The 26,076-nt window shown below is 70.2% G+C and carries 22 protein-coding genes; 8 read left to right on the forward strand and 14 right to left on the reverse strand.

The annotated features are described in order from the left end of the window. The first annotated feature begins 9 nt into the window (after window positions 1–9). From ACFVU2_RS20865 to ACFVU2_RS20875, 3 genes are all read left to right on the forward strand, one after another. Window positions 10–285 (forward strand): acylphosphatase, encoded by a 276-nt coding sequence (locus ACFVU2_RS20865; protein WP_387878560.1) that lies wholly within the window; start codon window positions 10–12, stop codon window positions 283–285. A 213-nt stretch (window positions 286–498) separates the two neighbouring features. Continuing rightward, complete coding sequence (locus tag ACFVU2_RS20870) at window positions 499–1,404, forward strand: aminodeoxychorismate lyase (protein WP_387878563.1); 906 nt, start codon at window positions 499–501, stop codon at window positions 1,402–1,404. Window positions 1,405–1,536: 132 nt separating this feature from the next. Next, complete coding sequence (locus tag ACFVU2_RS20875; RefSeq protein ID WP_387878566.1) at window positions 1,537–1,872, forward strand: hypothetical protein; 336 nt, start codon at window positions 1,537–1,539, stop codon at window positions 1,870–1,872. 39 nt (window positions 1,873–1,911) lie between these two features. Here the strand turns inward: ACFVU2_RS20875 and ACFVU2_RS20880 are convergent, their stop codons facing one another. Beyond that, window positions 1,912–3,801 (reverse strand): thioredoxin domain-containing protein, encoded by a 1,890-nt coding sequence (locus ACFVU2_RS20880; RefSeq protein ID WP_387878568.1) that lies wholly within the window; start codon window positions 3,799–3,801, stop codon window positions 1,912–1,914. 54 nt (window positions 3,802–3,855) lie between these two features. Between ACFVU2_RS20880 and ACFVU2_RS20885 the strand changes: the two genes are divergently transcribed. Continuing rightward, on the forward strand, window positions 3,856–4,689 hold the full coding sequence (locus ACFVU2_RS20885) for an aldo/keto reductase (protein ID WP_387878571.1): 834 nt from the start codon (window positions 3,856–3,858) through the stop codon (window positions 4,687–4,689). A 23-nt stretch (window positions 4,690–4,712) separates the two neighbouring features. Continuing rightward, entirely contained in the window at window positions 4,713–5,129 is a 417-nt protein-coding gene (locus ACFVU2_RS20890) for a hypothetical protein (protein WP_387878573.1), read from the forward strand. 22 nt (window positions 5,130–5,151) lie between these two features. Here the strand turns inward: ACFVU2_RS20890 and ACFVU2_RS20895 are convergent, their stop codons facing one another. Genes ACFVU2_RS20895 through ACFVU2_RS20905 form a run of 3 tightly spaced genes read right to left on the reverse strand, consistent with a single transcriptional unit; the run spans window position 5,152 to window position 7,678 of the window. Next, window positions 5,152–6,717, reverse strand: a complete 1,566-nt coding sequence (locus ACFVU2_RS20895) for a long-chain fatty acid--CoA ligase (protein ID WP_387878576.1) — start codon at window positions 6,715–6,717, stop codon at window positions 5,152–5,154. Between the two features lie 56 nt (window positions 6,718–6,773). Continuing rightward, complete coding sequence (locus tag ACFVU2_RS20900; RefSeq protein WP_387878579.1) at window positions 6,774–7,064, reverse strand: transcriptional regulator; 291 nt, start codon at window positions 7,062–7,064, stop codon at window positions 6,774–6,776. A 5-nt stretch (window positions 7,065–7,069) separates the two neighbouring features. Further along, entirely contained in the window at window positions 7,070–7,678 is a 609-nt protein-coding gene (locus ACFVU2_RS20905; RefSeq protein WP_025158552.1) for a hypothetical protein, read from the reverse strand. A 76-nt stretch (window positions 7,679–7,754) separates the two neighbouring features. On the opposite strand from ACFVU2_RS20905, the gene hrpA reads away from it, so the two are divergent. Then, window positions 7,755–11,627 (forward strand): ATP-dependent RNA helicase HrpA, encoded by a 3,873-nt coding sequence (hrpA, locus tag ACFVU2_RS20910; RefSeq protein WP_387878581.1) that lies wholly within the window; start codon window positions 7,755–7,757, stop codon window positions 11,625–11,627. Window positions 11,628–11,657: 30 nt separating this feature from the next. Here hrpA and ACFVU2_RS20915 read toward each other — a convergent pair whose 3' ends face one another. From ACFVU2_RS20915 to ACFVU2_RS20930, 4 genes are all read right to left on the reverse strand, one after another. After that, window positions 11,658–12,413 (reverse strand): SDR family oxidoreductase, encoded by a 756-nt coding sequence (locus ACFVU2_RS20915; protein WP_387878583.1) that lies wholly within the window; start codon window positions 12,411–12,413, stop codon window positions 11,658–11,660. Window positions 12,414–12,495: 82 nt separating this feature from the next. Continuing rightward, on the reverse strand, window positions 12,496–13,275 hold the full coding sequence (locus ACFVU2_RS20920) for an amino acid ABC transporter ATP-binding protein (protein ID WP_387878585.1): 780 nt from the start codon (window positions 13,273–13,275) through the stop codon (window positions 12,496–12,498). A gap of 5 nt (window positions 13,276–13,280) precedes the next feature. After that, window positions 13,281–14,267 carry an amino acid ABC transporter permease gene (locus tag ACFVU2_RS20925; protein ID WP_387878588.1) on the reverse strand — a complete coding sequence of 329 codons (987 nt, stop codon included), beginning with the start codon at window positions 14,265–14,267 and terminating at the stop codon, window positions 13,281–13,283. Window positions 14,268–14,272: 5 nt separating this feature from the next. Continuing rightward, complete coding sequence (locus ACFVU2_RS20930) at window positions 14,273–15,181, reverse strand: ABC transporter substrate-binding protein (RefSeq protein WP_387878590.1); 909 nt, start codon at window positions 15,179–15,181, stop codon at window positions 14,273–14,275. Window positions 15,182–15,400: 219 nt separating this feature from the next. On the opposite strand from ACFVU2_RS20930, the gene ACFVU2_RS20935 reads away from it, so the two are divergent. Further along, complete coding sequence (locus tag ACFVU2_RS20935) at window positions 15,401–15,937, forward strand: GNAT family N-acetyltransferase (protein WP_387878592.1); 537 nt, start codon at window positions 15,401–15,403, stop codon at window positions 15,935–15,937. On the opposite strand, the gene ACFVU2_RS20940 is transcribed toward ACFVU2_RS20935, so the two are convergent. The 6 genes from ACFVU2_RS20940 to ACFVU2_RS20965 form a co-directional block, all read right to left on the reverse strand. After that, window positions 15,901–17,451, reverse strand: a complete 1,551-nt coding sequence (locus ACFVU2_RS20940) for an aromatic amino acid lyase (protein ID WP_387878595.1) — start codon at window positions 17,449–17,451, stop codon at window positions 15,901–15,903. The two genes, ACFVU2_RS20935 and ACFVU2_RS20940, sit on opposite strands and share 37 nt — an antisense overlap. Then, window positions 17,451–18,752 (reverse strand): NtaA/DmoA family FMN-dependent monooxygenase, encoded by a 1,302-nt coding sequence (locus ACFVU2_RS20945; RefSeq protein WP_387878598.1) that lies wholly within the window; start codon window positions 18,750–18,752, stop codon window positions 17,451–17,453. Before ACFVU2_RS20945 ends, ACFVU2_RS20940 begins: the two co-directional genes overlap by 1 nt. A gap of 21 nt (window positions 18,753–18,773) precedes the next feature. Continuing rightward, on the reverse strand, window positions 18,774–19,796 hold the full coding sequence (locus ACFVU2_RS20950; RefSeq protein WP_387878600.1) for a PLP-dependent cysteine synthase family protein: 1,023 nt from the start codon (window positions 19,794–19,796) through the stop codon (window positions 18,774–18,776). Window positions 19,797–19,913: 117 nt separating this feature from the next. Next, window positions 19,914–20,747 (reverse strand): sulfurtransferase, encoded by an 834-nt coding sequence (locus tag ACFVU2_RS20955; protein ID WP_387878602.1) that lies wholly within the window; start codon window positions 20,745–20,747, stop codon window positions 19,914–19,916. A gap of 88 nt (window positions 20,748–20,835) precedes the next feature. Further along, complete coding sequence (locus tag ACFVU2_RS20960) at window positions 20,836–21,825, reverse strand: ribonucleotide-diphosphate reductase subunit beta (protein ID WP_387878603.1); 990 nt, start codon at window positions 21,823–21,825, stop codon at window positions 20,836–20,838. A gap of 126 nt (window positions 21,826–21,951) precedes the next feature. After that, on the reverse strand, window positions 21,952–24,426 hold the full coding sequence (locus ACFVU2_RS20965; RefSeq protein WP_387878606.1) for a ribonucleoside-diphosphate reductase subunit alpha: 2,475 nt from the start codon (window positions 24,424–24,426) through the stop codon (window positions 21,952–21,954). Window positions 24,427–24,735: 309 nt separating this feature from the next. Between ACFVU2_RS20965 and ACFVU2_RS20970 the strand changes: the two genes are divergently transcribed. Next, entirely contained in the window at window positions 24,736–25,947 is a 1,212-nt protein-coding gene (locus tag ACFVU2_RS20970; protein WP_387878609.1) for an MFS transporter, read from the forward strand. Window positions 25,948–26,076: the final 129 nt, after the last annotated feature.

Consider the following 26,076-nt stretch of genomic DNA (forward strand, 5'->3'; position numbering starts at 1 on the left):
AATGGGCGTGTGATCCGCAGACGAGCGATCGTGACCGGGATGGTGCAGGGCGTGGGCTTCCGCTGGGCGACACGCGAGCAGGCGCAGGCCCTGGGCGTCGCCGGCTGGGCGCGCAACCGCGCCGACGGCAGTGTCGAGGTGGAGGTCGAGGGCGATGCCGACGCGATCGACCGGATGCTCGCGTGGCTGCGGCAGGGCCCTCCCGGCTCCGAGGTGCACGCGCTCGACGTGAGCGACGCGGCCCCCGACGGAGACGACGGCTTCCGCATCCGCCAGACGACCTGACTGCCTCACGCGCACCGGGCGCGCGGGGCGCGCCCGGACTGCGGCCTCCCGGGACGTCTGCGGTAGCGACTGCGCCGCCCCGGGACGTCCGCGGTGCGGCGACGCGGCGCAAACGTCCCGCGACGCGGCACACGGCGTGTGGTTCGGACCGCGCCGCCGCACGCGCGGGAGCGCGGCACTGTGCAGCGGGGCCGGGCGGTGGACAATGGATGCATGACTCGCGCCACCCTGCTGACCCTGACCGCACCGACCGTCTCCGACACGGCCGCGACCCGCGCCGCGGGCGACCCGGGCTTCGCGCTGGCCGACTTCGGCGCCCCGCAGGTGCACATCACCGACCTCGGCATCACGCGCGGAGACGGCGTCTTCGAGACGGTCGCGGTCATCGGCGGCCACCCGCAGGCGCTCGAACCGCACTTGGAGCGGCTCGCGCACTCGGCGGCGCTCCTGGACCTCCCCGCGCCGGATGCGGACGTGTGGCGTGCCGCGGTGCTCGCCGGCGTCGACGACTACCGTTCTCGCAACGGCGGCGACGGAGAGCTGTTCGCCAAGCTCATCCTCACGCGCGGCATCGAGGGCGAGGGCCGGCCCAGCGGCTGGATCTTCGTGGACGAGGGCGAGGACTTCTCCCGCCAGCGCCTGGGTATCCGCGTCGTCACGCTCGACCGTGGCTACCGGCACGATGTCGCCGAGACCTCGCCCTGGCTCCTCGCCGGTGCCAAGACCCTATCGTATGCGACGAACCGGGCGGCCGGACGCGAGGCTGCCCGCCGCGGCGCCGACGACGTCATCTTCCTCAGCTCCGACGGCTACGCGCTGGAGGGGCCGACCTCGAACGTGATCCTGCTCTCCGACGGCGTCGTGCGCACCCCGCAGACCGACCAGGGCATCCTCGCCGGCACCACTCAGGCGGCCGTGTTCGCCTTCTTCGAGGAGCGCGGCTATCCGACCGAGTACCGCCGCATCACCTCCGACGAGCTGCGCGACGCCGACGCCCTGTGGCTGGTGTCGAGCGTGCGGCAGGCCGCCCCGATCACCGCACTCGACGACCGCGACTACCCGGTCGACGCCGAGCTCACGGCCGACCTGAACGCGTACCTCCTCGCCCGCACGGACTGAGCGGCCCGGCCCCCACCCGCGCGGTAGACACGTCGTTACGCCCCGATTCGCGAGCGTCGGCAGCGCCGTCTAGGCTGAACCCACCGTTCCGGCGACGAGGCCGGATCCACCGTCAGCGGAGGGAGGTCGCCCGTGACAGAACACGTACCCCGGAGCATCGAAGTGCTGCGCCAGCAGGCGCGCGATGAGCTCTCCGCGATCATCGAGCACCGCTGCCGCGCGGGCGAGGATCCCTGGCACTTCATCCCGGACCTCCCGAGCGTCGACGAGCAGGTGGTCATCGCGCTGCGCGCCGGCGCCATCGAGGCCTTCGACCTGGGCGAGCAGCAGGCGCGCGCGCACCATCCCGCCGCGGGCCGCGAGATCTTCACCCGGTTCGAGTACGGAGTGCTGCGCCGCATCGCGCTGGAGCATCCCGAGCTGAGCGAGGCCGTGTGGGGCATGCTCGACAAGCTCGAGCGCGCATAGCGGGCGCCGCCGCGAGAACGCTGCCCAGGTCCGGGGCGCTCAGACGACCAGGGCCCCGGGCGTCGTGGCGGGCAGGCGGCAGACGAAGTCGCGGCACAGATACGCGGTGGGCAGGCCGTCGCGCGAGGTGCGGCCCGCGAAGAGCTCGAACCCCTCGGCGGTGAACGCCGCGGCCCCGGGGTCGTCGACGAGTGCGACGACGGCGGCGGGATGGCTGCGGACCGCCCGCAGCAGTCCCTCCGGATCGGCCGGCCCGGACGGATGCGCACCCGCATCCTCCCCCGCCGGGAGCACCGCCACCAGCTGCACGGCGTCGGCGTCGAGGCGGGACATCAGCGCCAGTGCGGCGCCGAAACCGGTCGGGGTGTGCACCGCCTGCCCGGCGACCAGCCGCATCCCTTCGCGCGCCGCGCGCTCGTACCGTCGCTCCCCCGTGAGCAGGAAGAGCGTGTGCGCCGCACCCGCCATCGCGGAGAGCCCGGAGGGGTAGGCGCCCTCGGACGGGTCGACCCGCACGGCCAGGCCGGTGGCGGCGAGCACGGGGTCGCCGCCACCCGGAACCTCGAACGGGCACGCGGGGCCGGCCGATGCCCCCGGCGAGGCGAGGCACAGGTCGACGAGGTCGCGGGCGGCGACCGCCGGCCCGACATCCCCCGATGCGAGCGACAGCTCCAGCAGTCCGGCCGACAGGGCGCCGTAGTCCTCCAGTGTCGCCTCGGCCTCGGAGAGCCGTTCGCCCAGCGACACGCGCAGGAGGGTGCCGTCGGGCCGCCGGTGCCGCTCGAGCAGCAGCGCGGCCGCCTCGTGCGCCGCGACGATCCAGGCGGGCCGGTTCAGGATGCGGGCCGCACGGGCGAGCGCACCGATCGCCAGGCCGTTCCATCCGGTCAGCACCTTCGCGTCGACCGCGGGCGCATCCAGCTGCGCGCGCTCCGCTGCCGGTCGCCGGTAGTACTCGCCCTCGACGCGCGCGCCGTCGATGACGCTCTCGGAGTCCTGCGCCGACGCGAAACCGCCCCCGGTGCGCCGCAGCACGCCGAGGAGGAACGCCGCGATCCCGTCGGCGGTGCGCTCCGCCCAGCCCTCGGACGTCTGCTGCCAGGCCGTCGCGTACGCGTCGAGCAGCAGCGCGTTGTCGTACAGCATGCGTTCGTAGTGCGGTTCGCTCCAGTCGCGCCGGGTCGCGTAGCGGAAGAACCCGCCGTCGACGGGATCGCGCAACGGCGACTCCGCCATCCGCCTCAGCGTCCGGTGGGCGAGCGGCCGCCCCGCCGGCCGGGCGAGCAGGAAGCCGAGCACCGGCGCCACCGGGAACTTCGGCGCCGTCCCGAAGCCGCCGAACAGCTCGTCCTCCGCGTGGGCCAGCAGTCCCACGGCGGCGTCGAGTTCGCCGTCCTGAGGCAGGTCGTGCACCGTGGTCGCGGCCGCGGAGGCCGCGGCGAGCGCCGCCGCGACCCGGCCGGCATCGGTCTCGACCTGGTCGCGGCGCTGCTCCCAAGCCCCGGCGACGGCGTCGAGCACCTGCCGGAAGGAGGCGCGGCCGCCGGTCGGCTCCGGCGGGAAGTAGGTGCCCGCGAAGAACGCGCGGCCGGTCGAGGTGGCGAAGACGGTGAGCGGCCAGCCGAGGTTGTCGGTGAAGGCGCTCGCGGCCGAGAGATAGGCCGCATCCACCTCGGGATGCTCCTCCCTGTCGACCTTGACCGGCACGAACCGTGCGTTGAGCTCGGCGGCGAGCGCGGGGTCCGAGAAGCTCTCACGGGCCATCACATGACACCAGTGGCAGGTCGCGTATCCGATCGAGAGGAGCACGGGGACGTCGCGCCGCCGGGCCTCGGCGAACGCGTCCGCGCCCCACGGCCACCAGTCGACGGGATTGTCCGCGTGCGCACGCAGGTAGGGGCTGATCGCGTCCTGCAGCCGATTCGCCATGGGCACACCTTACGACCGGGTGCCGTGCCCGGGGTGCCTGGTAGCGTTGACGATATGGTTGCAAACGCAAATACTCCGACCCTGACCCTCAACAACGGAACCACCATCCCGCAGCTGGGCTTCGGCGTCTTCAAGGTCGACCCGGCCGAGACGACGCGGATCGTCACGGATGCGCTCGAGGTCGGCTACCGCCACATCGACACCGCCGCGATCTACGGCAACGAGAAGGGTGTGGGCGACGCCCTCGCCGCCTCCGGCATCGCCCGCGACGAGCTGTTCGTCACCACGAAGCTCTGGAACGACCGCCAGACGGACGCGCAGGCCGCATTCGACGAGTCGCTCGACAAGCTCGGCCTCGACTACGTCGACCTGTACCTCATCCACTGGCCGACCCCGCAGAAGGACACCTTCGTCGAGGCGTGGAAGTCCCTCGAGACCATCTACGCGTCGGGTCGCGCGAAGGCGATCGGGGTCTCGAACTTCCTCGTGCCGCACCTGGAGAAGCTGCTCGCGAACACGGACATCGTGCCGGCCGTGAACCAGATCGAGCTGCACCCGGCGCACCAGCAGCCGTCTGTGACGGCCTTCGCGCGCGAGCACGGCATCGAGATCGAGGCCTGGGGCCCGCTCGGCCAGGGCAAGTACCCGCTGTTCGAGCTTCCCGAGGTCGCCGGCGCCGCCGAGGCCCACGGCAAGACCCCGGCCCAGGTCGTCATCCGCTGGCACCTGCAGACCGGCAACATCGTGTTCCCGAAGTCGAACCGCCGCGAGCGGATGGCCGAGAACTTCGACGTCTTCGACTTCGAGCTCACCGCCGCCGAGGTCGCCGCGATCACCGGCCTCGAGCGCGAGGGACGGGTCAGCGCCCACCCCGACGAGGTCAACTGACGCTCGGCGGATAGGCTCTCCCCGTGAGGTTGAGGATCACCACGGTCACCGGCAAGGTCGCCTACATCATCGGCGGCTACGGCCTGCTGCTCGCGTTGAACGTGTTCCTGTTCCAGCGGCTCGTCGATGCGACGCTCGACGTGCTGATCGTGGCCGTCCTCAACCTGCTCTACGTCGGGTTCGGTGTTCGCGTCTTCCGCGGTGCCGGGGAGAACCGTGAGGACCCCCGCTCGTGGTGGCGTGCGACCGCACGGCCCGCCGCCGGTTTCTGGATCGGCGGCGGCCTGGCGGCTGCGGCGTTCGTCTCGTGCGTCGGAGCGCTCGCCAGCCGCCCGGAGAACTCGTTCATCCCGACGGTGGCGTGCGTCTGCTACGCGCTCCTCGCCGCGTTCTACCTGCACTCCTCGGTGCGGCTGCGGACGATGGACACGGCGTCCTGATGCCTCACGGCGCCCAGATACCTCACACTGTCGCGGCGGCCTCGTAGCGCGCGACCAGCTCGCGCTTGAGCACCTTGCCGCTCGGTCCGAGCGGGAGCGCCTCCAGGATCTCCACGCGGCGCGGGAACTTGTACGCGGCGACGTGCTCCTGGGCGAAGGCGACGAGTTCGTCGCCGGTGGTCTCGGTGCCGGGCATCAGGGTGACCGCCGCCATGACCTCTTGGCCGTGGGTGTCGTGCGCGACCCCGAACACGGCGACCATCGCGACCGCGGGATGGGTGGACAGCACCTCCTCCACCTCGCGCGGGTACACGTTGTAGCCGTTGCGGACGATCATGTCCTTCTTGCGGTCGACGATCGTGATGTAGTCGTCGTCGCTCTTGGTGCCGAGGTCGCCGGTGCGGAACCAGCCGTCGACCACGGCCTCCGCGTTCGCTTCGGGCAGGTTGAGGTACCCCTTCATCAGGTTGTGCCCGCGGACGACGATCTCGCCCAGTTCGCCGCGCGGCAGCAGGTGGATGCTGTCGTCGACCTCGGCGTCCGCGATCTCGACGTCCACGCCCCAGATGGGCGTGCCGACGGTCCCGACCCGGGTCGGGCGGCCGCGGTGGTTGAAGGAGGCGACGGGCGAGGTCTCGGTGAGGCCGTAGCCTTCGTGGACGTCGATGCCGTAGACCTCCTTCATCCGCTCGATGACGGCGACGGGGATGGCCGCGCCGCCGCTCATGCCGTAGCGCAGCGGCGGCCGCTCGGGGTTCGTCTTGGCGGCCTCCAGCAGCGCGATGTACATGGTCGGCACGCCGGTCATGATCGTACAGCCGTGCTCGTTGAGCAGCCGCAGCGCCGTGGCGGGGTCGAACTTGGGCACGAGCACGACCGTCGCGCCCGCGCGGAAGCCCATGTTCATCACGCAGGTCTGGCCGAACGTGTGGAAGAGCGGCAGGCAGCCGAGGATCCGGTCGCTCGGCTCGATGTCGAGCGTCCCCGCCAGGAGCACGTTCACCTGCTCGATCAGCGAGAAGTGGCAGCCTTCCGCACCCTTGGGCTTGCCCGTAGTGCCGCTGGTGTACAGGATCGTCGCCGTGTCCAGCGGGTCGCGCGGGACGTAGGTGGTCACGGGGTCGGCCGCTGCGGCCTCCACCTCGAGCCGCGGGAAGGGCAGCTGCTCGGCCATGTCGTCCGGCACCAGCACCGACAGCACCGGGATGCCGGCGAGCGCCGCTCCCTTCGCCCCCTCGCCGAGAAGCGGGGCCGCGCAGACCAGCAGCGCCGCGCCCGAGTCGCGCAGCACGTAGGCGATCTCCTCCGCCTTCAGCAGGGCGTGGATCGGCACGACCGTGGCTCCGAGCGCCAGGGCGCCGTAGTAGACGCGCGGGAAGTCGGGGACGTTCGGGATCATCAGCGCGACCCGGTCGTCCGGGCCGATGCCCCGGTCGCGCAGCGCACCGGCGTAGCGCCGGGTCTGCTCCCACAGGTCGCCGTAGCTGATCTCCGCCCCGTTGAAGATGAGCGCGACGCTCTCGGGGCTGCGGTGCGCCGTCTCGGCGAGGATGCTCGCGACGGACATGGTGGCGAAGCCGTGGGACATGGGGTGGTCTCCTTCATCGTCTTTGACAAGGACCGGGTGAGGGAAACCTACCCCATTCAACCGCCCAGGATGCTGCGAAGTGCCGCTGTGTAGTCTTCGAACGCCCGGCGCCCCGTGGTGGTCAGCGCGAGGTACGTCACGGGCACGCGTCCGCGGTGCGTCTTCTCGACCGCGATGTACCCGGCGTCCTCCAGTTTGCGCAGGTGCGTGGCGAGGTTGCCCGCGGTCAGGTCGAGCAGCTCCTGGAGCCGCGGGAAGGACATGCTGCCGTCGTCGGGGACCGTGGCGAGGGTGGCCGTGATCTTCAGCCGCGCTGCAGCGTGGATGACCGGATCGAGTTCGTCCACGCCCGTCACCGTCGCAGCGAGCGGGCCGTGATGACCGCTCCGGAGCCGAAAACGACGGCGCCCGCGATGGCCATGAGCAGGAGGTTCGGGCCGAGACCGAGGAACGGCGCGATGGAGCCGACGACCAGCAGCGCGAGCCCGAGGACGAGCTGCACGCGGTCGTGCCAGAGCGCGGCGCCGGCGAGGTACAGCGTGCCGCACATCAGGGCGTAGGCGCTCGGGTAGTAGATGCCCGCGAGGTCGTCCGGCATCCCTTGCTGCAGGAGGCCGCCGCCGAGCAGCGCGAACGCCACCGAGCACACCGACCACGAGATGCCGTAGACCGTTCCCGCGAACTGGGACTGCCCGCGCAGGCCGCGGCCGATCCGCGATCCGATCACTCCGGAGGCGACGATGGAGGCCACGATCAGCACACCGAAAACGATGCCGGCGGCGACGGGGTCGAAGACGCCGAGCACGGCGAGGTAGAGGGCGAGGAACCCCACCAGCCAGGCGAACGCCCAGATGGAGTAGAGCCACACGACGGGGAGGCGCAATCCGCGGTCGACGCGCTGCTGCTGACCATCGATGAGGTCGAGCATCTCCCGGGCGTCGCCGGTGCTGTTCTCGTTCATGGTTAACTTTGTAGCACAAAGCACTCTGTGTGCACAACGGGTTTGCGATCGCCGGAACGGATAGACTGGAGGGCTCATGTCTGCGACCTCCGCCCTCCCCCGCATCACGTTCCCGCCCGAGCTGCCGGTCAGTCAGAAGCGGGACGACATCGCGCGCGCCATCCGGGACAACCAGGTCGTGATCGTGGCCGGCGAGACCGGCTCCGGCAAGACCACGCAGCTGCCGAAGATCTGCCTGGAGCTCGGCCGCACCTCCATCGGCCACACCCAGCCCCGACGGATCGCAGCGCGCACGATCGCCGAGCGCATCGCGGAGGAGCTGGGCCAGTCGGTCGGCGAGGTCGTCGGCTATCAGGTGCGGTTCACCGACCGGGTCTCCGCCGACACGCGCATCAAGCTGATGACCGACGGCATCCTGCTCAACGAGATCCACCGCGACCGGCTGCTGCGCAAGTACGACACGATCATCATCGACGAGGCGCACGAGCGCAGCCTCAACATCGACTTCCTGCTCGGGTATCTGCGGGAGCTGCTGCCCAAGCGCCCCGACCTCAAGCTGATCATCACCTCGGCCACCATCGACCCCGAGAGCTTCGCCGCCCATTTCGCCGCGGCCGACGGCTCCCCCGCGCCGATCGTCGAGGTCTCCGGACGCACCTTCCCGGTCGAGGTCCGCTACCGCCCGCTCGTGGCCGAGGCCCTCGACGACGAGGACGATCCGGACCCGGTGCCCGCAGCCGACCGCGACTACCTCCAAGGCATCAACGATGCGCTCGACGAGCTCGCCCGAGAGTCCTCCGGCGACGTGCTCGTCTTCCTCTCGGGAGAGAACGAGATCCGGGATGCCGCCGACGCCATCCGCGGCCGCAACCTGCCCGGCACCGAGGTGCTGCCGCTCTACGGCCGCCTGTCGTCCGCCGAGCAGCACCGCGTCTTCCAGCCGTCGTCGACGCCCGGCATCCGGCGCCGCGTCGTGCTCGCCACCAACGTCGCGGAGACCAGCCTCACGGTCCCGGGGATCAAGTACGTGGTGGATGCGGGAACCGCTCGCATCAGCCGCTACAGCACGCGCGCGAAGGTGCAGCGCCTCCCGATCGAGGCGGTCTCGCAGGCGAGCGCCAACCAACGCTCCGGCCGCTCGGGCCGCACCAGCGACGGGATCGCCATCCGCCTCTACTCGCAGGAGGACTTCGAGAAGCGTCCGGAGTTCACCGAGCCGGAGATCCTGCGCACGAACCTCGCGGCCGTCATCCTGCAGATGATCTCCCTCGGCCTCGGCGACATCGCCGCCTTCCCCTTCCTCACCCCGCCCGACTCGCGCGGCATCAAGGACGGCCTGGACCTGCTGGCCGAACTCGGAGCGATCACCACCGCGCGCGGCGGCGACCCGGCGCTCACGAAGGTGGGACGCTCGCTCTCCCTCCTGCCGATCGACCCGCGCTTCGCACGCATGGTCGTCGAGTCGAAGCGGCACGGCACCTCCCGCGAGGTGATGGCGATCGTCGCCGGCCTCACCATCCAGGACCCGCGCGAACGCCCGGTCGAGAAGCGCGGCAGCGCCGACGAGAAGCACGCCCGCTTCGCCGACCCGACCAGCGACTTCCTCACCCTGCTCAACCTCTGGAACTACCTCGAGGAGCAGCAGAAGGAGCTCTCGTCGAGCGCGTTCCGCCGCCTGTGCAAGGCCGAGTACCTCAACTTCCTGCGCGTGCGCGAATGGCAGGACGTCTACCGGCAGCTGCGCCAGCTGGCCAAACCCCTCGGACTGACGATCGGCGAGGCGTCGGTGAACCCGGACGGCATCCACCGCTCGCTGCTCGCCGGACTGCTCTCGCACATCGGGCTCAAGGACCAGCGCGAGTCGGGCGGCCCCGCCAAGAACCCAGCCAAGGGCGGCCCGCGCACCCGTCAGTCCGAGTACCTCGGCGCCCGCCAGGCCCGCTTCGTGATCTTCCCCGGCTCGACCCTGGCCAAGAAGCAGCCCAACGCCCTGATGAGCGCCGAACTGGTCGAGACCAGCCGGCTGTTCGCCCGGATGAACGCCTCCATCGATCCGGCCTGGGCCGAGCCGATCGCGGGCGACCTGTGCAAGCGGCAGTACAGCGAGCCGCACTGGGAGAAGAGCCAGGGCTCGGTCGTCGCGTACGAGAAGGTGACGCTGTTCGGCGTGCCGATCATCCCGCGGCGGCGCATCCAGTACTCCCGCATCGACGCGCCGCTGTCGCGCGAACTGTTCATCCGCCACGCGCTCGTCGACGGCGAATGGGACTCCCATCAGGCGTTCGACCGCGCCAACCGGAAGCTGCGCGTCGAGCTGCGCGAGCTCGAGGAGCGCACCAGACGCCGCGACATCCTGAACGACGACGAGAGCGTGTTCGAGTTCTACGACCGGCGCATCCCCGCCGAGGTCGTCTCCACCCGCACCTTCGAGGGGTGGTGGAAGAAGGCCAGGAGCGAGACGCCCGACCTGCTCACGATGACGCCGGAGTCGCTGCTCGACGACGAGGCCGCCGAGATCGACGAGGAGGCCTTCCCACCGGTGTGGCGCCAGGGCGACCAGAGTCTGACGCTGCGCTACCGGTTCGAGCCGGGCGCGGAGGACGACGGCGTCACGGTGCAGGTGCCGCTGCCGCTGCTGGCCGGCCTGGTGCCCGACGGATTCGACTGGCAGGTTCCCGGGCTCCGGCACGAGCTCGTCACGGCGCTCATCAAGTCCCTGCCCAAGACGATCCGCCGCCAGGTCGTCCCCGCGGCGGACTGGGCGAAGCGCCTGCTGGGCGAGCTCTCCGCGACCGCGGGCATGCGCGCGCACGAGGGCGAACGACCGGCCGCCTCCCTCGCCGACACGCTTGCCGCGACCATCTCCCGGCTGACCGGCTCCCGCGTGAGCGGCACGGACTTCGACACCGAGCGGCTGCCCGCGCACCTGCGCCCCACCTTCCAGGTGATCGGCGAGCGCGGCCGACCCCTGGCGAGCGGCAAGGACCTCGGCGTCCTCCAGGACCGCCTGCGCTCGCGCGCCCGCGACTCCGTGGCCCGCGTCGCCGAGGCCCGCACGCCGGACGCGATCGAGCGCACCGGACTCACCACCTGGGACCTGGAGGAGCTCCCCCGGTACCTCGACAGCACCCACACCGGCCCGGGCGGATCGACGAACACGATCCGCGCCTATCCCGCGCTGGTCGACGACGGGTCGAGCGTCTCCATCCGGCTGATGAGCACCCCGGCCGACCAGGCGAAGGCGATGCCCGGCGGGGTGCGCCGCCTGCTGCTGCTGAGCATCCCGTCGCCCGTCGCCTATGTGCAGCAGCACCTCACGTCGAACGAGAAGCTCACGCTCGCGGCGAGCCCCTACCCGAACACCAAGGCGACCTTCGACGACTGCCTGCTCGCGGTGATCGACTCCGTGCTCTACCGGATGAAGCCAGACGGCCAGGTCTTCATGCGGGCGGAGTTCGAGGCCGTGCGCGATCGCGTGTCCGGCATCGTGATGGACTCGATGTTCGAGACCGTCGCGCTCGTGACCCGCATCCTCACGGCCGCGCGCGCGGCGGAGAAGGCGATCGGCGGCGCGACCTCCCTGGTGTTCCTCGCCTCGCTCAACGATGCGAAGGCGCAGCTCGCGGGCCTCGTCTACCCGGGCTTCGTCTCGGCGACCGGGCTGGAGCAGTTGCGTCACCTGCCGCGCTATCTCGCGGGCATCGGCCAGCGCGTCCAGGCGCTCCCGGTCAATCCGGGGCGCGACCGCGCGTGGCAGACCCAGGTGGAGACCGCCGTGGCGCTCTACACCGACGCCGGCGGCCGCATCCCGCTCGCGCCGAACAGCCCGCCGAACCTCGTGCACGCCCGGTGGATGCTGGAGGAGTTCCGGGTCTCCCTCTTCGCCCAGTCGCTCGGTACCGCCGAGAGCGTCTCCGTGCAGCGCATCCGCAAGGTCCTCGCCGGCTGACCCTCCGGCGGCGGGAGGCGCGCAGGCGGCTCAGACGCCGAGGTGGAAGCCGCCGTTGGAGTGGAGGAGCTGGCCGTTGATCCAGCCACCGGCGTCCGACAGCAGGAACCGCACGAGGGCGGCGGTGTCCTGCGGGGTGCCGAGACGGCCGAGCGCCGTCTCGGCCGCGAGCGCTGCGGCGAGGTCGGGCGTCATCCACCCGGTGTCGATCGGCCCCGGGTTGATGAGGTTGGCCGTGATCCCCCGCGGTGCCAGCTCGACGGCGGCGGCCTGGACGATGCGGTCGAGGGCGCCCTTGCTGGCACCGTACGGGAGGTTGTGGGCCGTGTGGTCGCTCGTGAGCGCGATGATGCGCCCCGCCCCGTGCGGGCCGTCGTACGCCTCCGCGAACGCCTTGATGAGCAGCCAGCTCGCACGCGTGTTCACCGCGAAGTGCGCGTCGAACGCCTCCACCGAGGTGTCCAGGATGCCGCTGTCGACCGAGTGCGCGTGGCTCAGCACCAGCGCCCGCACCGGGCCCAGCTCATCGCGCACGCGCGCGATCAGGGCGGCGGGCGTCTCCGGGTCGGCGAGATCGGCCTCCACCGGGAGCACACGGGCACCCGAGGCGCGCAGCCGGTCCGCCAGCTCGTCGTGGAACGCGGGCTCGCTGCCGAACGGCATCGTCGCGTCGTAGCCGTCCCAGTACGAGAACGCCACGTCGGAGGCGGTGGCGAGGTCGGCGGCGATCCCGGCGCCGATGCTGCGTGCCCGCCCGACCCCCGTGACCAGCACCACATCGCTCATCCCGCGATGCTATCCGCTCCGGACTTCTGCACGCGACACGCCGTGCGTGAGCGTACAGAAGTCCGGAACGGATGGCGGAGGGTCAGAGCACCTTCGAGAGGAACGCCTGCGTGCGCTGGTGCTGCGGGTTCGCGAGCACCTCGCGCGGGTCGCCGGACTCGACGACGACGCCGCCGTCCATGAAGACCAGCTCGTCCGCGACCTCCCGGGCGAAGCCCATCTCGTGCGTGACGACGACCATCGTCATGCCCGACTGGGCCAGGCCCTTCATCACGTCGAGCACCTCGCCGACGAGCTCGGGGTCGAGCGCCGAGGTGGGCTCGTCGAACAGCATCAGCTTCGGGTCCATCGCGAGCGCACGCGCGATGGCGACCCGCTGCTGCTGGCCGCCGGAGAGCTGCGACGGGTAGTGGTCGCCCTTGTCGCCGAGGCCGACGCGCAGCAGCAGCTCGTTGGCCCGCTCGACGGCTCGCGCCTTCGACAGCCCCTTCACCCGGATGGGCGCCTCGATGATGTTCTCGAGCGCCGTCATGTGCGGGAACAGGTTGAATCGCTGGAACACCATCCCGATCTCACGGCGCTGCTTCGACGCCTCCTTCGGCTTGAGCTCGTAGAGCTTGTCGCCGTGCTGGCGGTACCCGACGACCTGGCCGTCGACCGACAGCCGGCCGGCGTCCACCCGCTCGAGGTGGTTGATGCAGCGCAGGAAGGTGGACTTGCCGGATCCCGACGGACCGATGATGCAGAGCACCTCGCCGGGCTTGACGGACAGCGAGATGCTCTTCAGCACCTCATTGGAGCCGAAGCTCTTCGAGACGCCCTCGGCGAGGACCATCGGCGTCGTGGATGCGGATACGTTCATGTCGGTCATCCCTTGCCTCCGAGGTCATTGCCGTCCGGTGCCCCGGCCGCGGGCAGCGCGCCGGTGGCGAGAGCGGGCTCCCGGTTCTCGGGCCGTCGCATGTTCACGCCGCGCGAGAAGCGCTTCTCGAGGAAGTACTGCCCGACCATCAGGATCGACGTGAAGAGCAGGTACCACAGCGACGCCACAATGAGCAGCGGAACCGGGGTGTACGTGACCGCCGAGATGTCGCGTGCGACGCCGTACAGGTCGGTGGTGAGCGGGATGGCCGCCACCAGCGACGTGGTCTTCAGCATCGAGATGACTTCGTTGCCCGTCGGCGGGATGATGACGCGCATGGCCTGGGGGATCACGATGCGGGTCATCGTCTGCCACCACGACATGCCGAGCGCGGTCGCCGCCTCCTCCTGGCCGCCGTCGACCGACAGCAGCCCGGCGCGCACGATCTCCGCCATGTAAGCGGCCTCGTTCAAGGCCAGACCGATGATGGCGATGATGAACGCGTTCTGCATGAACCCGAGGTCGAAGGAGACGTGGAACTCGGTCCACGGCACCCCGAGCACGAGCTGCGGGTAGATCAGCGAGAAGAGTCCCCAGAACACGAGCTGGACGTAGACCGGCGTCCCGCGGAAGATCCACAGGTACAGCCACGCGATCGACTTGACGACCGGGTTCGGGGAGAGCCGCATCACGGCCAGCACGAGGCCGAGGACGACGCCGATGACCATCGAGTAGACGGTCAGCTGGAGGGTGACCAGCGCGGCCGCGCTGATCCGTCTGTCGAAGACGTACTTGCCGACGTACTCCCAGCCGTACGCGCTGCGCTGCGCGGCATCGACCAGGAACCAGACGAGGACGAGGATGAGCACGACGGCGAAGACGATCCGCCACGGGTGCCTGAGTTTGACGGCTTTGATCGGTTCGGATACCGGGGCGCCGGCCGGCGGCGGGGTCTCCCCCACCGCCGGTCGGCCAGGGTTGCCCTGGGACATGCGTGTCAGCCCTTCGAAGCGGCGTTGACCTCGGCGGTCGTGACGGCGCCGTCGGAGACGCCCCACTTGTCCAGGATCTTGCCGTAGGAGCCGTCGTCGATCAGCGCCTGCACCGTCTTCTGCAGCACCGGCGTCAGAGCCGAGCCCTTGGCGACCGGGAGGCCGTAGGGGGCGACGTCGAAGGTCTTACCGGCCTCCTGGAGCTTGCCGTCGGTCTTCGAGATCGCGTACAGGGTGACGGGCGAGTCGGCGCTGAGGGCGTCGGCCTTGCCGAGGATGACCGCGTTGGTCGCGTCGTCCTGGGTGTCGTAGCGGAGGACCTGGATGGCCGCCTTGCCCGCGTCGGTGCACGCCTTGGACTTGGCGGGGACCTCGTCGGTGTCCTCGTAGGTGGTGGACTGCACGGCGACCTTGAGACCGCAGGCGTTGTCGGGGTCGACGGTCTTGCCCTTGGCCGAGGCCCACAGGATGCCCGCGGAGTAGTAGTTCACGAAGTCGACCTGCTGCTCGCGCTCGGTCGTGTCGGTGAACGACGACATGCCGAAGTCGTCCTTGCCGCCGGTGACCGACGGGATGATGTTGTCGAACTTCGCGATGGCGAACTCGACCTTCACTCCGAGCTTCGCGGCGATGGCGTTGGTCAGGTCGACCTCCCAGCCGACGGGCTGGCCGTTGTCGTCCTTGTACTCGTTCGGCGGGTACGTGTTGTCCATGCCGACGACGAGCTTGCCGGCCGACTTGACCTTCTCGGGCAGCGAGGCGGCGAGGGTGTCGTCCTTCTTGACATCGACGGCGGCGGCGCTCGACGTCGAGGTGCCACTGCTGGAGGGTGTCGAGTTGTCGACGCAGCCGGTGAGGGCCAGCGCTGCGACAGCGGCGAATGCGGCCACCGGGGCCACGGATCGGATACGCATGATGGTGTTGGTCCTTCTTCCTGTGTGCAAGGGGTTGCAGGAGGTATGGGGAGCTTACCCCAGGGCTCGCGTGCAGTCCCCACACTAATTCGCGCGTGAAACGGCGCTTTTCGTGCAGGTTTCGAACAGATTTCGCGTTTCATTGCGTGGAATCCGTTGCGAATGACGATCTGTGACCCCCGGACCGCGCGCGCGGCGACGCTGTCGTAGGGTCGAGGCGTGACCGAACCGAGATCCGACGACGCGCTGGCGCCGTCCCTGGCTCAGACCGCCCGGGTCTTCGTCACCCGCCCGGACGACCCGCTCGCCGCCCCACTCGTCGACGAACTGTCCCGCGAGTACGACGAGCGCTACGGCCTGAACGACGGCATCCCCTCGTCGGTGGAGCTCAGCCGGTACCCGGCGGAGCGCTTCACCGCGGAACAGGGCGGGACCTTCCTGCTCCTGCTCGACGGCGACGGTCGAGCGGTCGCCGGCGGCGCCTTCATGCGGGAGGACCCGGAGACCGTCGAGGTGAAGCGCGTGTGGACGCACTCCGCCCACCGGAGGAAGGGCCTGGCCCGCCGGGTGATGGCCGAGCTGGAGGCCGAGGCGGCACGCCGCGGGGTCCGGTCCATCGTGCTCACCACCGGAGCGCGCCAGCCGGAGGCCGTCGCCCTCTACCTCTCCCTCGGTTACGCCCCGCAGTTCGATCTCGACGACGACTGGGAGGCGGTCTCCTACCTCGCGTTCCGCAAGGATGTCGCCGCGCTCTGAGACCCGATCGCCTCGGCCGCCGCTCTGACGAGGATGCGGGCCGGCGAACCGGAGGCGATCAGCTCGTCCAGGCGCAGCGCGAGCGGACCGGTGACCGCCCCCGCGGGGAACGCCCCGACGACGTGGAGCAGCTCGACGGCGTGGAGCGCCTCCGCAGCGAAGACCTCGGCGGCCAGCGCGAGCGAACGCTGAGCCAGCCGCAGGGCGAGGGGGGCGAGGGAGGCGTGGTCCTCGACGCCCGAGAGCGTCGTGCTGCCCAGCGTGGCCGGCACGGCCAGCTGTTTGAGCTCCGCGGCGGCCGACGCGGCCGAGTACAGCAGCAGACCGGCCACGCGGGTGCGGCCGTCCGCTCTGGCCGGGCCGAGGGCGAGCGAATGGGCGGCGGTGCGCCGCTCGGCTGCCGCCGCCACGTGCGCGATCGCGAGCCGCAGACCTTCGAACGCGAGGGCGAGCGGGAGCGCCTGGAAGTTGCCGCCCGAGACGAGCCTGCCGGAGGCGATGTCGACGACGGGGTTCTCGCTGCGTGCGGCGAGCTCGAGCTCCACCTCCGCGCGGACGCGCTCGACGGCCTCCCGGAGCGCCCCGTGCAGCTGAGGAGCGCTGCGGAACGCGAGCGGATCCTGCACCGTCACGGCGCGGTCGGCGTCGTACAGGACGCTGCCGGCGAGGGCGTCCCGGATCGCGGTCGCCGAACCGATCTGACCGCGGCCGCCTCTCGCCTCGGCCACCACGGCCGTGTACGGGCTGGGGTTTCCCGCAGGCCCGGCGGCCGCCGCCGCCTCCAGCGACAGCGCGACGGCGTGATCGGCCATGACGGTCAGGGACTCCGCTTCCCGAAGCGCGAGCGAACCGACGCCGATGCTGTACGCGTTGGAGCTGAGAGCGGCGAGGGCCTCGTGCGGGGCCGGATCCAGCGGTTCGAGGCCGGCCGCCTGCAAGGCGTCTCGGGCCGCGGTACCGCCGACTGTGCTGTCGGGGACTGTGCCGTCGAGGACCGTGCCGTCGAGGACCGTGCCGTCGAGGACCGTGCCGTCGCCGGTCACCACGGCGATGACCTCCGCCAGCGCCGTCAGATCCGCAGCCCCCACCGATCCGCGTGACGGGATGAACGGGACCACTCCGGCGTTCAGGATGTCCGCATACGCCTGGGCGAGCACCGGGCGCACACCCGCTCCCCCACGCGTGAAGCCCGCGAGCCGCGCGGCGACGACGGCCCGCGCCTCCCGCTCGGATAGCGGATCGCCCACGCCGCCGCGGTGGTTCGCGATCGTCCGGCGCTGGAACGCGGCGAATTCCGCCGGGTCCACGACGTCGTCACGGCCGGCACCCAGTCGGCGGTTCAGGCCGTAGACCGCCTCGCCCGACTCGATCGCCCGCTCGACCACGGCCCGGGAGGCGGCGAGCGTCTCACGGGCACCGGTGGTCAGTTCGACCGGCGCCCCGTCCGCGACGGCCGCGATCTGCTCCGGCCGGGGAGCGTCGGTGCCGAACCGGACGGGGGCGCCGCTCGTCATCAGAAGTCCCGGAGGTTGCTGCGCAGCCCGCCGTCGCCCAGCTCGGTGCGCAGCAGACCGCGGCGGCGCAGGGCCGGTACGAGCGGATCGAGCGTGCGATGGACGTTCGCGGGGTGCACCTGGCCGGTGAAGAGGAAGCCGTCGCCGCCGACGGCCTCGCCCAGCTCGCCCAGATGGTCCGCGATCTCCTCGGCAGTGCCCACGATCGCCAGGCCGTCCTTCTTGGCCCGGGTCTGCAGGATCTCGCGCAGAGTCGAGCCCTCCGGAGCGGAGCGGACGAAGTTGTCCAGCGTCCCCCGGTTGCTGTTCGTGGTGACCTCCGGCAGCGGCGCGTCGAGGTCGAAGGTCTTGAAGTCGACCCCGGTGAGATACGAGATCGACTGCAGCTGCTCGTCGATGGCGGCCTGGGTCAGCTCGGCGCGGGACGCACGCACGGCGGCCGTCTCCTCCGCGTTCGCCGTGACGATCGGCTGCACCACGAACAGGACCTTGATCGCGTCGGCGTCGCGGCCGTTCTCGACCGCGACCGCCCGGATGCTGTCCCGGTACTCCCGCATCCGCTCCGCCGTCGAGGCGAGCGCGAGCACCACGTCCGAGTTCTTGCCCGCGAAGTCACGCCCGCGGCCGGATGCACCGGCCTGCACCATCACGGGCTCCTCGGCAGCCGGCGCCGTGTTCAGCGGGCCGCGCACGCGGAAGAACCGCCCCTCGTGATCGATCGTGTGCACCTTGCGGAAGTCGGCGTAGACGCCGTTCGCGGCGTCCTCGACGATCGCGTCCGGCTCCCAGCTGCGCCAGAGCTTGCGGACCACGTCCACCCACTCGTCGGCCCGGTCGTAGCGCAGATCGTGCTCCACCTGCTTGTCGAGCCCGTAGTTCTGCGCGGCCAGGTCGGAGCCGCTGGTGACCACGTTGAAGCCCAGCCGGCCTCCCGCGAAGTGCTGGAGGGTGCTGAGCAGCCGCGCCGCCGTGAACGGCTCGTAGAAGCTCGCGCTCAGCGTCGGGACGATGCCGAGCCTGCTCGTCGCACCGAGCAGGTACGGGACCAGCGGGAGCGGGTCGTGCTTGGGCACGAAGCGGGCAGCGGCGAGGTTGACCTCAGCACTGCCGCCGTAGGTGTCGGGGACGGCCACGCCGTCCTCGATGATGAACAGATCGAGCCCACTCGCCTCGAACGTGCGTGCGGCGTCCTGGTAGACCGGCGGCTGCCGCCAGTCGTAGCCGATGCCGTACGTCGGGTCGCCCCAGCCCTGCACGCCGAAGCCTGCGCCGAGGAACCAGCCGAAGTGGAGGAGTGCCATGTGTCTCTTTCGTCCGCGTCGTCAGTCGGCGTCGACGCCGGAGGCCTGCAGCCACAGCGGGTCGAACGCCTTCGTCAGATAGTTGATGCCGCCGTCGGGGGCGATCGCCACGATCACCGAACCGGCCGGGGCCTGCTCGGCGACACGCAGGGCCGTCGCCACGGCCAGTCCCGACGAGGGTCCGAGCAGGAGCGCCTCCTCGGCCGCCAGCCGGCGCACCGTACGGTACACCTCTGCGTCTTCGATCGTATGGACCTCGTCCACCACCGCGTGGTCGAACGTCTCGGGCCAGAACCCCCGCGGCCACGCACTGCCGACCCCGTCGACGAGGATGCGGCCTGCCGGCCCGCCTCCGTAGGTCGACCCCGCGGGATTCGCGCCGTAGACGCGCACCGCGCCGTCCGTCGCGTCTTTGAGGAAGCGCCCCGTTCCGCTGACGGTGCCGCCCGTCCCGATCGCGGCGACGAAGTGGGTGACCTGGCCGCCCGTCTGCCGCCAGATCTCCGGACCGGTGCCGCGGTAGTGGGCGTCGGGATTCGCGGTGTTCGCGAACTGCGCGGGACGCCACGCTCCGGGCGTCTCCGCCGCGATCCGATCGGCGACCGCTCGGGGGTTGGCGGGATCGTCCGGCTCGGCCTCCCAGTCGGCCTCGACCAGCCGCGCGCCGTACGCGGCGAGCACCTTGCGCTTCTCATCGGAGATGTCGGCGGCGTGGACGATGACGACGGGATGGCCGGTCAGCCGGCCGATGAGGGCCAGTCCGATGCCCGTGTTGCCGCTCGTCGCCTCGACGATCGTCGCCCCGGGCGCGAGCGCTCCGGAGGCCTCCGCCGAGCGGATCATGTTGAGCGCGATCCTGTCCTTGGACGAGCCGCCCGGATTCCGGCCCTCGAGCTTGACCAGCACGCGCGATCCGAGCCCGCGCGTGAGGGTGTGCAGCTCGACCACGGGCGTGTTGCCGATCAGTGCCGCGACCGAGTCGCACACCTCGACCTCCGGCAGCGCGCCGGGGAGGTCGGAGGGGCGGATGTCGAGCGTGGTCATGGAGGGAGACTAGGCGTTCGGGCTGAGAGGCGCACGCCTGTTGCCGCGTATTACAGCGTGGGGCGCACTGCAGCGGCTGCCGGGTCAAACGGCCGCCGGGTCAAACGGCCGCCGGGTTCAGGCTCCGGTCGCCACCGGCCGGGCCGGATCGTTCGACCACGCGGAGAACGATCCCGGGTACAGCGCAGGCGTCGGCAGCCCTGCCACCTCCATCGCGAGGACGGCGTGCGCCGCGGTGACCCCCGAACCGCAGTACACCGCCACCTCCGCGCCTTTCGTCGCGCCGAGCGCCGCGAAGCGCTCGGCGAGGCGTTCCGCGGGGAGGAGGAGCCCGTCGGCCCCGAGCGACTCGGCGGTGGGGGCGCTCACGGCTCCGGGGATGTGACCGGCGCGGGGATCGACCGGCTCGACCTCGCCGCGGAACCGCTCTCCGGCCCGGGCGTCGAGGAGGACGCCGTCAGCCGGGAGGGCGGCGGCGCGTTCTGCGTCGATGGTGGGGAGGGCGCCGAAGGCGAGCGTCACATCGCCGCGCACGGCGGTGACCGGACCGGCCTCCACCGCGCCGCCGTCCGCCAGCCAGGCGGCGAGTCCGCCATCCAGGACGCGCACGTTCCGCATACTGGCGTGACGGAGCAGCCACCACGCGCGCGCGGCCGAGGTGCCTGAGACGTCGTCGTAGACGACCACCGCGTCGCCGTCGTCCAGGCCCCAGCGGCGCGCCGCCTCCTGGAAGTCGGCGATCCGCGGAAGCGGATGGCGACCGTCGGTCGGCGCGCCGTGCCCGGCGAGCTCCGTGTCGAGGTCGACATATACCGCTCCCGGAATGTGCCCCCGCTCGAACTCCTCGGAGCCGGGAGGACCTCCCAGCTTCCAGCGGACGTCGAGCAGGCGCGGCGGCGTGGAGCCCGCGAGTTCTGCGGCGAGCTCAGAGGCGGAGACGAGGGGACGCATGCTTTCGATTCTCGCATCCGCCGACGACAGCAGGGGCGGTCCGGAAGTCCGGACCGCCCCTGCGGCGTCTGCGTCGCGTGTGCGCGCGTCAGTGTCCCGTGGACGCCTTCGCGTTCGACTCGTACGAGGTGTTGGTCGACTCGAAGAAGTTGACCAGCTCGAGGGTGTCGTTGGCCGTCGCCATCCACTTGGCCGGGTTGGAGACCTTGTACTCGGCCTCGAAGCCCAGCTCCTCCAGGCGGCGGTCCGCGAGGTAGCGGACGTACTGGTTGATGTAGTTGGCGTTCAGGCCCAGGATGCCGCCCGGGAGGAGGTCGCGGTTGTACTCCTCCTCCATCGCGACGGCGTCGAGGATCATCTGGCGGATCTCGTCGGCGAACTCCGGAGTCTGCAGGTCCGGGTTCTCCTCGAGCACCGTGAGGATGAGGTTGATGCCGAACTTGAGGTGCAGCGACTCGTCGCGCACCACCCAGTCGATCAGCGAGCCGAAATTGCGCAGCAGGTTCCGCTGGCGGAACGAGAGCGCGACCATGAAGCCCGAGTAGAACCAGATGCCCTCGAGGATCACGTTGTACGCCACGAGGTTGCGGATGAAGTCCTGCTTGCCCTCGGTCGTCGTGATGTCGAGCGTCTGCTCGGTCATCCGCTTGATGAACTGGACTTCGAACTCCTCCTTGCGGGCCATCGACGGCACGTCGACGTGGGAGTTGTAGGCCTGCTCGCGGTCGATCGGGAACGTCTCGAGCACGTACTCGAACGACATGCAGTGGTTCGCCTCCTCCCACATCTGCTTGGCGAGGTAGAGGTGCGCCTCGGCCGCGTTGATGTAGGGGTAGACGCCGAACGCGAGCGCCTTGTTGACGAGGAGCTCGTTCGGGTTGAAGTAGCTCATCAGGAAGGTGACCGCGTGACGCTCCTCGTCGGTCATCTTCTTGAAGTCGGCGATGTCCTCGCCGAGCTGGATCTCGTTCGGGAACCAGGTGTTCGCGACGGCCTGGTCGTACAGGTCCATCGCCCACTGGTACTTCACCGGCTTGAGCAGCAGGCCCTCTTCGATCCCGGTACCCAGGATGCCCATAGTTCTCTTTCTCCTCTTCAGACTCGACGGGTCGCGCAGTGCGGGACTACTGGCAGGACTCGCACTGCAGGTCGTCCATCGGGTCGACCGGCACGTAGTATTCCTCGATCTTGGTGGCGGTGTTCATTACTTGTCACCCCCCGAGAGTCCTCCGAAACCGAACCCGCGTCGAGCGGGTGCGGCGGGAGCCGGTGCAGCGGCAGGCTCGGCCGTGGCGGCGGGAGCCCCGGCGCCGACGGTCGCGAAGCCCTTGCGGCCGCCCGAGATCTCCTCGGACTTGTTCACCTTGACCGTCGACTGCTCGGCCTGGTGACGCGGCTTCATGTGCAGGTAGTACGTCGTCTTGACGCCCTTCTCCCACGCCGCGTAGTAGATGTCCATCATGTCGCCGATGTCCCGGGTCTCCAGGTACATGTTGCGGCTGATGGCCTGGTCGATCCACTTCTGGGCGCGGGCGGCGACCTCGATGAACGAGTGCGGCGAGAGCTGGAAGCTCGTCTTGAAGGTCGCCTTGATCTCGTCCGGGATGGCCGCGATGCCCTGGATGTCGCCCTGCGAACGCAGGATCGACTCGCGCACGTCCTCCCACAGCCCGCGCTCCTGCAGGGCGGCGACGAGGTTGCGGTTGACCTCGAGGAACTTGCCCGACGAGGTGGAACGGCTGAAGATCTGCGAGAACTGCGGGTCGAAGCCCGGGGTCGTGCCGGCGACGAGGCCGATCGACGCGGTCGGGGCGATCGCCATCAGGGTGGCGTTGCGCATGCCGCCCTTGACCTTCTCGCGCAGGCGGTCCCAGTCGAGACGGATCGTACGGTCCACCGTGATCGGGATGCCGCGGTCGGCCTCGGTGAGCGCGATCGAGTCGTAGGGCACCAGGCCCTTCGACCAGCGCGAACCCTCGAAGTTCGGGTAGGCGCCGCGCTCCTGGGCGAGGTCGGCGCTCTCGTCGATCGCCGCGTACGAGACGTGCTCCATGATCTCGTCGATCAGGGCGTACGCCTCCTCGCTCTCGTAGCTGATCCCGAGACGCTCGACGATGTCGGTGAAGCCCATGACACCCAGTCCGATGGCGCGGTTCTGCTGGTTCGAGAAGTCGGCCTCGTCGACGCTCGACACCGTGATGTCGATGAGGTTGTCCAGCTGGCGGACGGCCTGACGGGCGCTCTCCTCGATGCGGGCGAAGTCCATCTTGCCGTCGACGATGTGACGCGAGAGGTTGATCGATGCGAGGTTGCAGACGGAGACGTTGTCGCGGTCCTGCGGCAGCGTGATCTCGGTGCAGAGGTTGGAGAGGTGGATCGTGCCGGTGTTGTTGTTGAGGGCACGGTTGTTGATCGTGTCCTTCCAAGTCAGCCACGGGTGGCTGGTGGTCTGGAGGCTCATGAGGATGTCCTTGAACTGGGCGCGCGCGCTCATCTTCTTGAACATCGTGATGCGGCCGGCCTCGGCCTCGTCGATGTAGTGCTGGTAGCGCTCCGAGAACTCCTTGCCGTAGAGCTCGTTGAGGTCGCTGACCTCCAGCGGGTCGAAGAGGTACCAGTCCTGGTCGTTCTGGACGCGCTTCATGAACTCGTCGCTGATCCACACCGCGGTGTTGGCGGTGCGGGTGCGGCGGTAGGGGTCGCCCGAGTTCTGGCGCAGGTCCAGGAACTCCGGGAAGTCCATGTGCCAGTTCTCCATGTAGAAGCACAGGGCGCCGAACTTCTTGCCGCCGCGGCTGACCGCCCGCAGCACCGAGTCGATCGTGTGCATGAACGGGATCGGGCCGGTCGACGTCGTGTTGTTGGAGCGGATGGGCGAGCCCTGGGCGCGCAGCTTCGTGACCGAGAGGCCGATGCCGCCGGTGCCCTTGGTCAGCCACATGACGTCGCGCACCGACTTCGCGATGTGCTCGATGTCGTCCTGCATCTCCATCACGAAGCAGTTGGAGAGCTGCGGGTAGGCCGTTCCGGCGTTGACGAGGGTCGAGCCGGCCGCGAGGTACTCGAGCTTCGACATCTTCTCGTAGAAGGCGAGGGCGTGGCTCGTCGGGTCGGCCTCGTTGAGGGAGAGGCCCATCGCGATGCGCATCCAGAAGTACTGGGGGACCTCGAGCGAGTCGCCGTTGCGGGCCTTGATGCCGTAGCGGTTGTTGAGGGTGACGACGCCGATGTACTTGAGCAGCTCGTCGCGCGACGGCTCGAGCGCTGCGGCGAGGCGGTCGAGGTCGAAGAGCTGGGTGAAGCGGGAGTCGAGCAGCGTCTCGGAGACGCCGCGCTCGACGTAGGCACGGAAGTGGGAGGTGTGCAGGGAGGCGAGCTCCGCGTCGTCGGCGTAGTCGCCGAGCACCCGCTTGTAGATGGTCTTGAGGAGGAGGCGCGCGGCGACGGTGTCGAACGCCGGGTCGTCCTTGACGTTCTGCAGGGCGACCTGGATCACGGCTTCGTCGAGCTGCTGCGTGGTGATGCCGTCGAAGAGAGTGAGCTCGAGCTCGCTCGCGATCTGGGTGACCCACGTGATGTTGTCGTCCAGACCCTGGGCCGCCGTCTCGATGGCCAGGTTGATCTTGTTGGCGTCGTACGGCTCGCGCTCGCCGTTCCGCTTCACGACGGTGATTGCCACGTTCTCTCCCTCTTCGCACTGCCGTCAACCCGAGTGACGGCATGGTCGTGCACCGGCCGCCACGAAGGGCTGGTCCGGAGCTGTTTCCCCGTGGATCGAGCCGCAGCGAGGCGATTTCCGTATGCTGCGGCGATCCGTGTGGGACCACTATATAGCGGGGTGCCGACATTTCCATCCCCCCACATCTAGTGGGCGTGTCGTCCACAGATGTGCATGAGTTATACACATTTCCACAGCCCCCCATGCGGGTCTCACACCTCCGTCAGACCCTCGTGGAACGGGCGATCGGCCCGATAGAGTGATCGGATTGTGAGCAGTTACTCGAGCCTTCTGAAGACCCCTGGCGTCGCGCGCATCATCGCCGCACAGCTGACCGCCCGGTTCCCCTTCGGCATGCTCTCGCTCGCGTTCCTGCTGCACATCGAGCGCGTCCATCACTCCTACGGAGCGGCCGGCCTCGTCCTCGCCGCCATGAGCATCGGCCAGGCCATCGCCGGACCGATGACGAGCCGCCTGATGGGCGTCCTCGGCATGCGGGTCGTGCTGTGGACCACGCTCGCGTTCTGCGCCGCCGCTGTCGCCGTGATCGGGCTGATCGTCATGCCGATCCCCGTGACGATGGCCGTCGCGTTCTTCGCCGGGCTCAGCATGCCGCCCATCCAGCCTGCGGTGCGCACCATCTACCCCAAGATGGTGAACTCGCGTCAGCTCACCCCGCTGTTCTCCCTCGACGCCTCCGCCCAGGAGATCATCTGGATCGCCGGTCCCGTCGCCATCACCTTCGTCTCCACGCAGATCGGCACCGTCGAGGGCATCCTGATGTCCGTCGCGATCATGCTGCTCGGCGGCTTCTGGTTCATCTCGTCGCCCGAGGTCGGGCGGGTGCGCATCCCGCGCAGCAAGCGCCGGTTCGGCGTCGTGCTCACCCGGCCGCCGGTGCTCCTGGCGACCGTCGTCGGCTTCCTGCTCATCGGTTCGTGCGCCGCGGTCGAGGCCGGCGTGGTGGCCACGTTCGACGAGGGGTCCCCGCTCTCCGGCATCGTGCTCGCGATCTGGTCGGTCGGCTCGCTCGTCGGCGGCCTCGCCTTCGGGCACGTCCCGATCGGTCCGTGGGCGACCGCGCGCCGCATGCTCCTCGTGTTCGTCGGCGTCGCCCTCTCGAGCTTCATGCTGTGGTCGCCCTGGGCGCTGTCCGCCACCCTGCTCATCGCCGGCGTCGGCATCGCGCCCGCCCTCGCGGTGCTGTTCGCGATCGTGTCGGCGAGCGTGAAGTTCTCCGACACCGCCGAGGCATACGGCTGGGTCGGCACCGGCCAGCTCATCGGCGCAGCGCTGGGCTCCGCCCTCGCCGGCTTCCTCATCGACGGCTTCGGAGCGAACGGCGCCTTCTGGGCCGCCGCGCTCTTCGCCCTCGTCGGGTTCATCGTCGCCGCGCTGGCCCACCGCGTCCACCCCGACCTGCGCGGCCGCGACGCCTCCCCCATCCCCGACACCGAGCCCGTCCCCGTCCAGCCCTCCTGAGCGGCCGCGCTCCGAAGCGCGATCACCCGTCGAAGTTCACGAAGTGGGGGGGGGGGTGTGGGGGGAGGAGGGCGCCACCCCAGCGGAAGAGGGGGGCGGGGGGGGGGTTTATTTTGTGTGGGGGTGGTT

The organism is Leifsonia sp. NPDC058194, from assembly GCF_042883605.1.
Classification (GTDB): domain Bacteria; phylum Actinomycetota; class Actinomycetes; order Actinomycetales; family Microbacteriaceae; genus Leifsonia.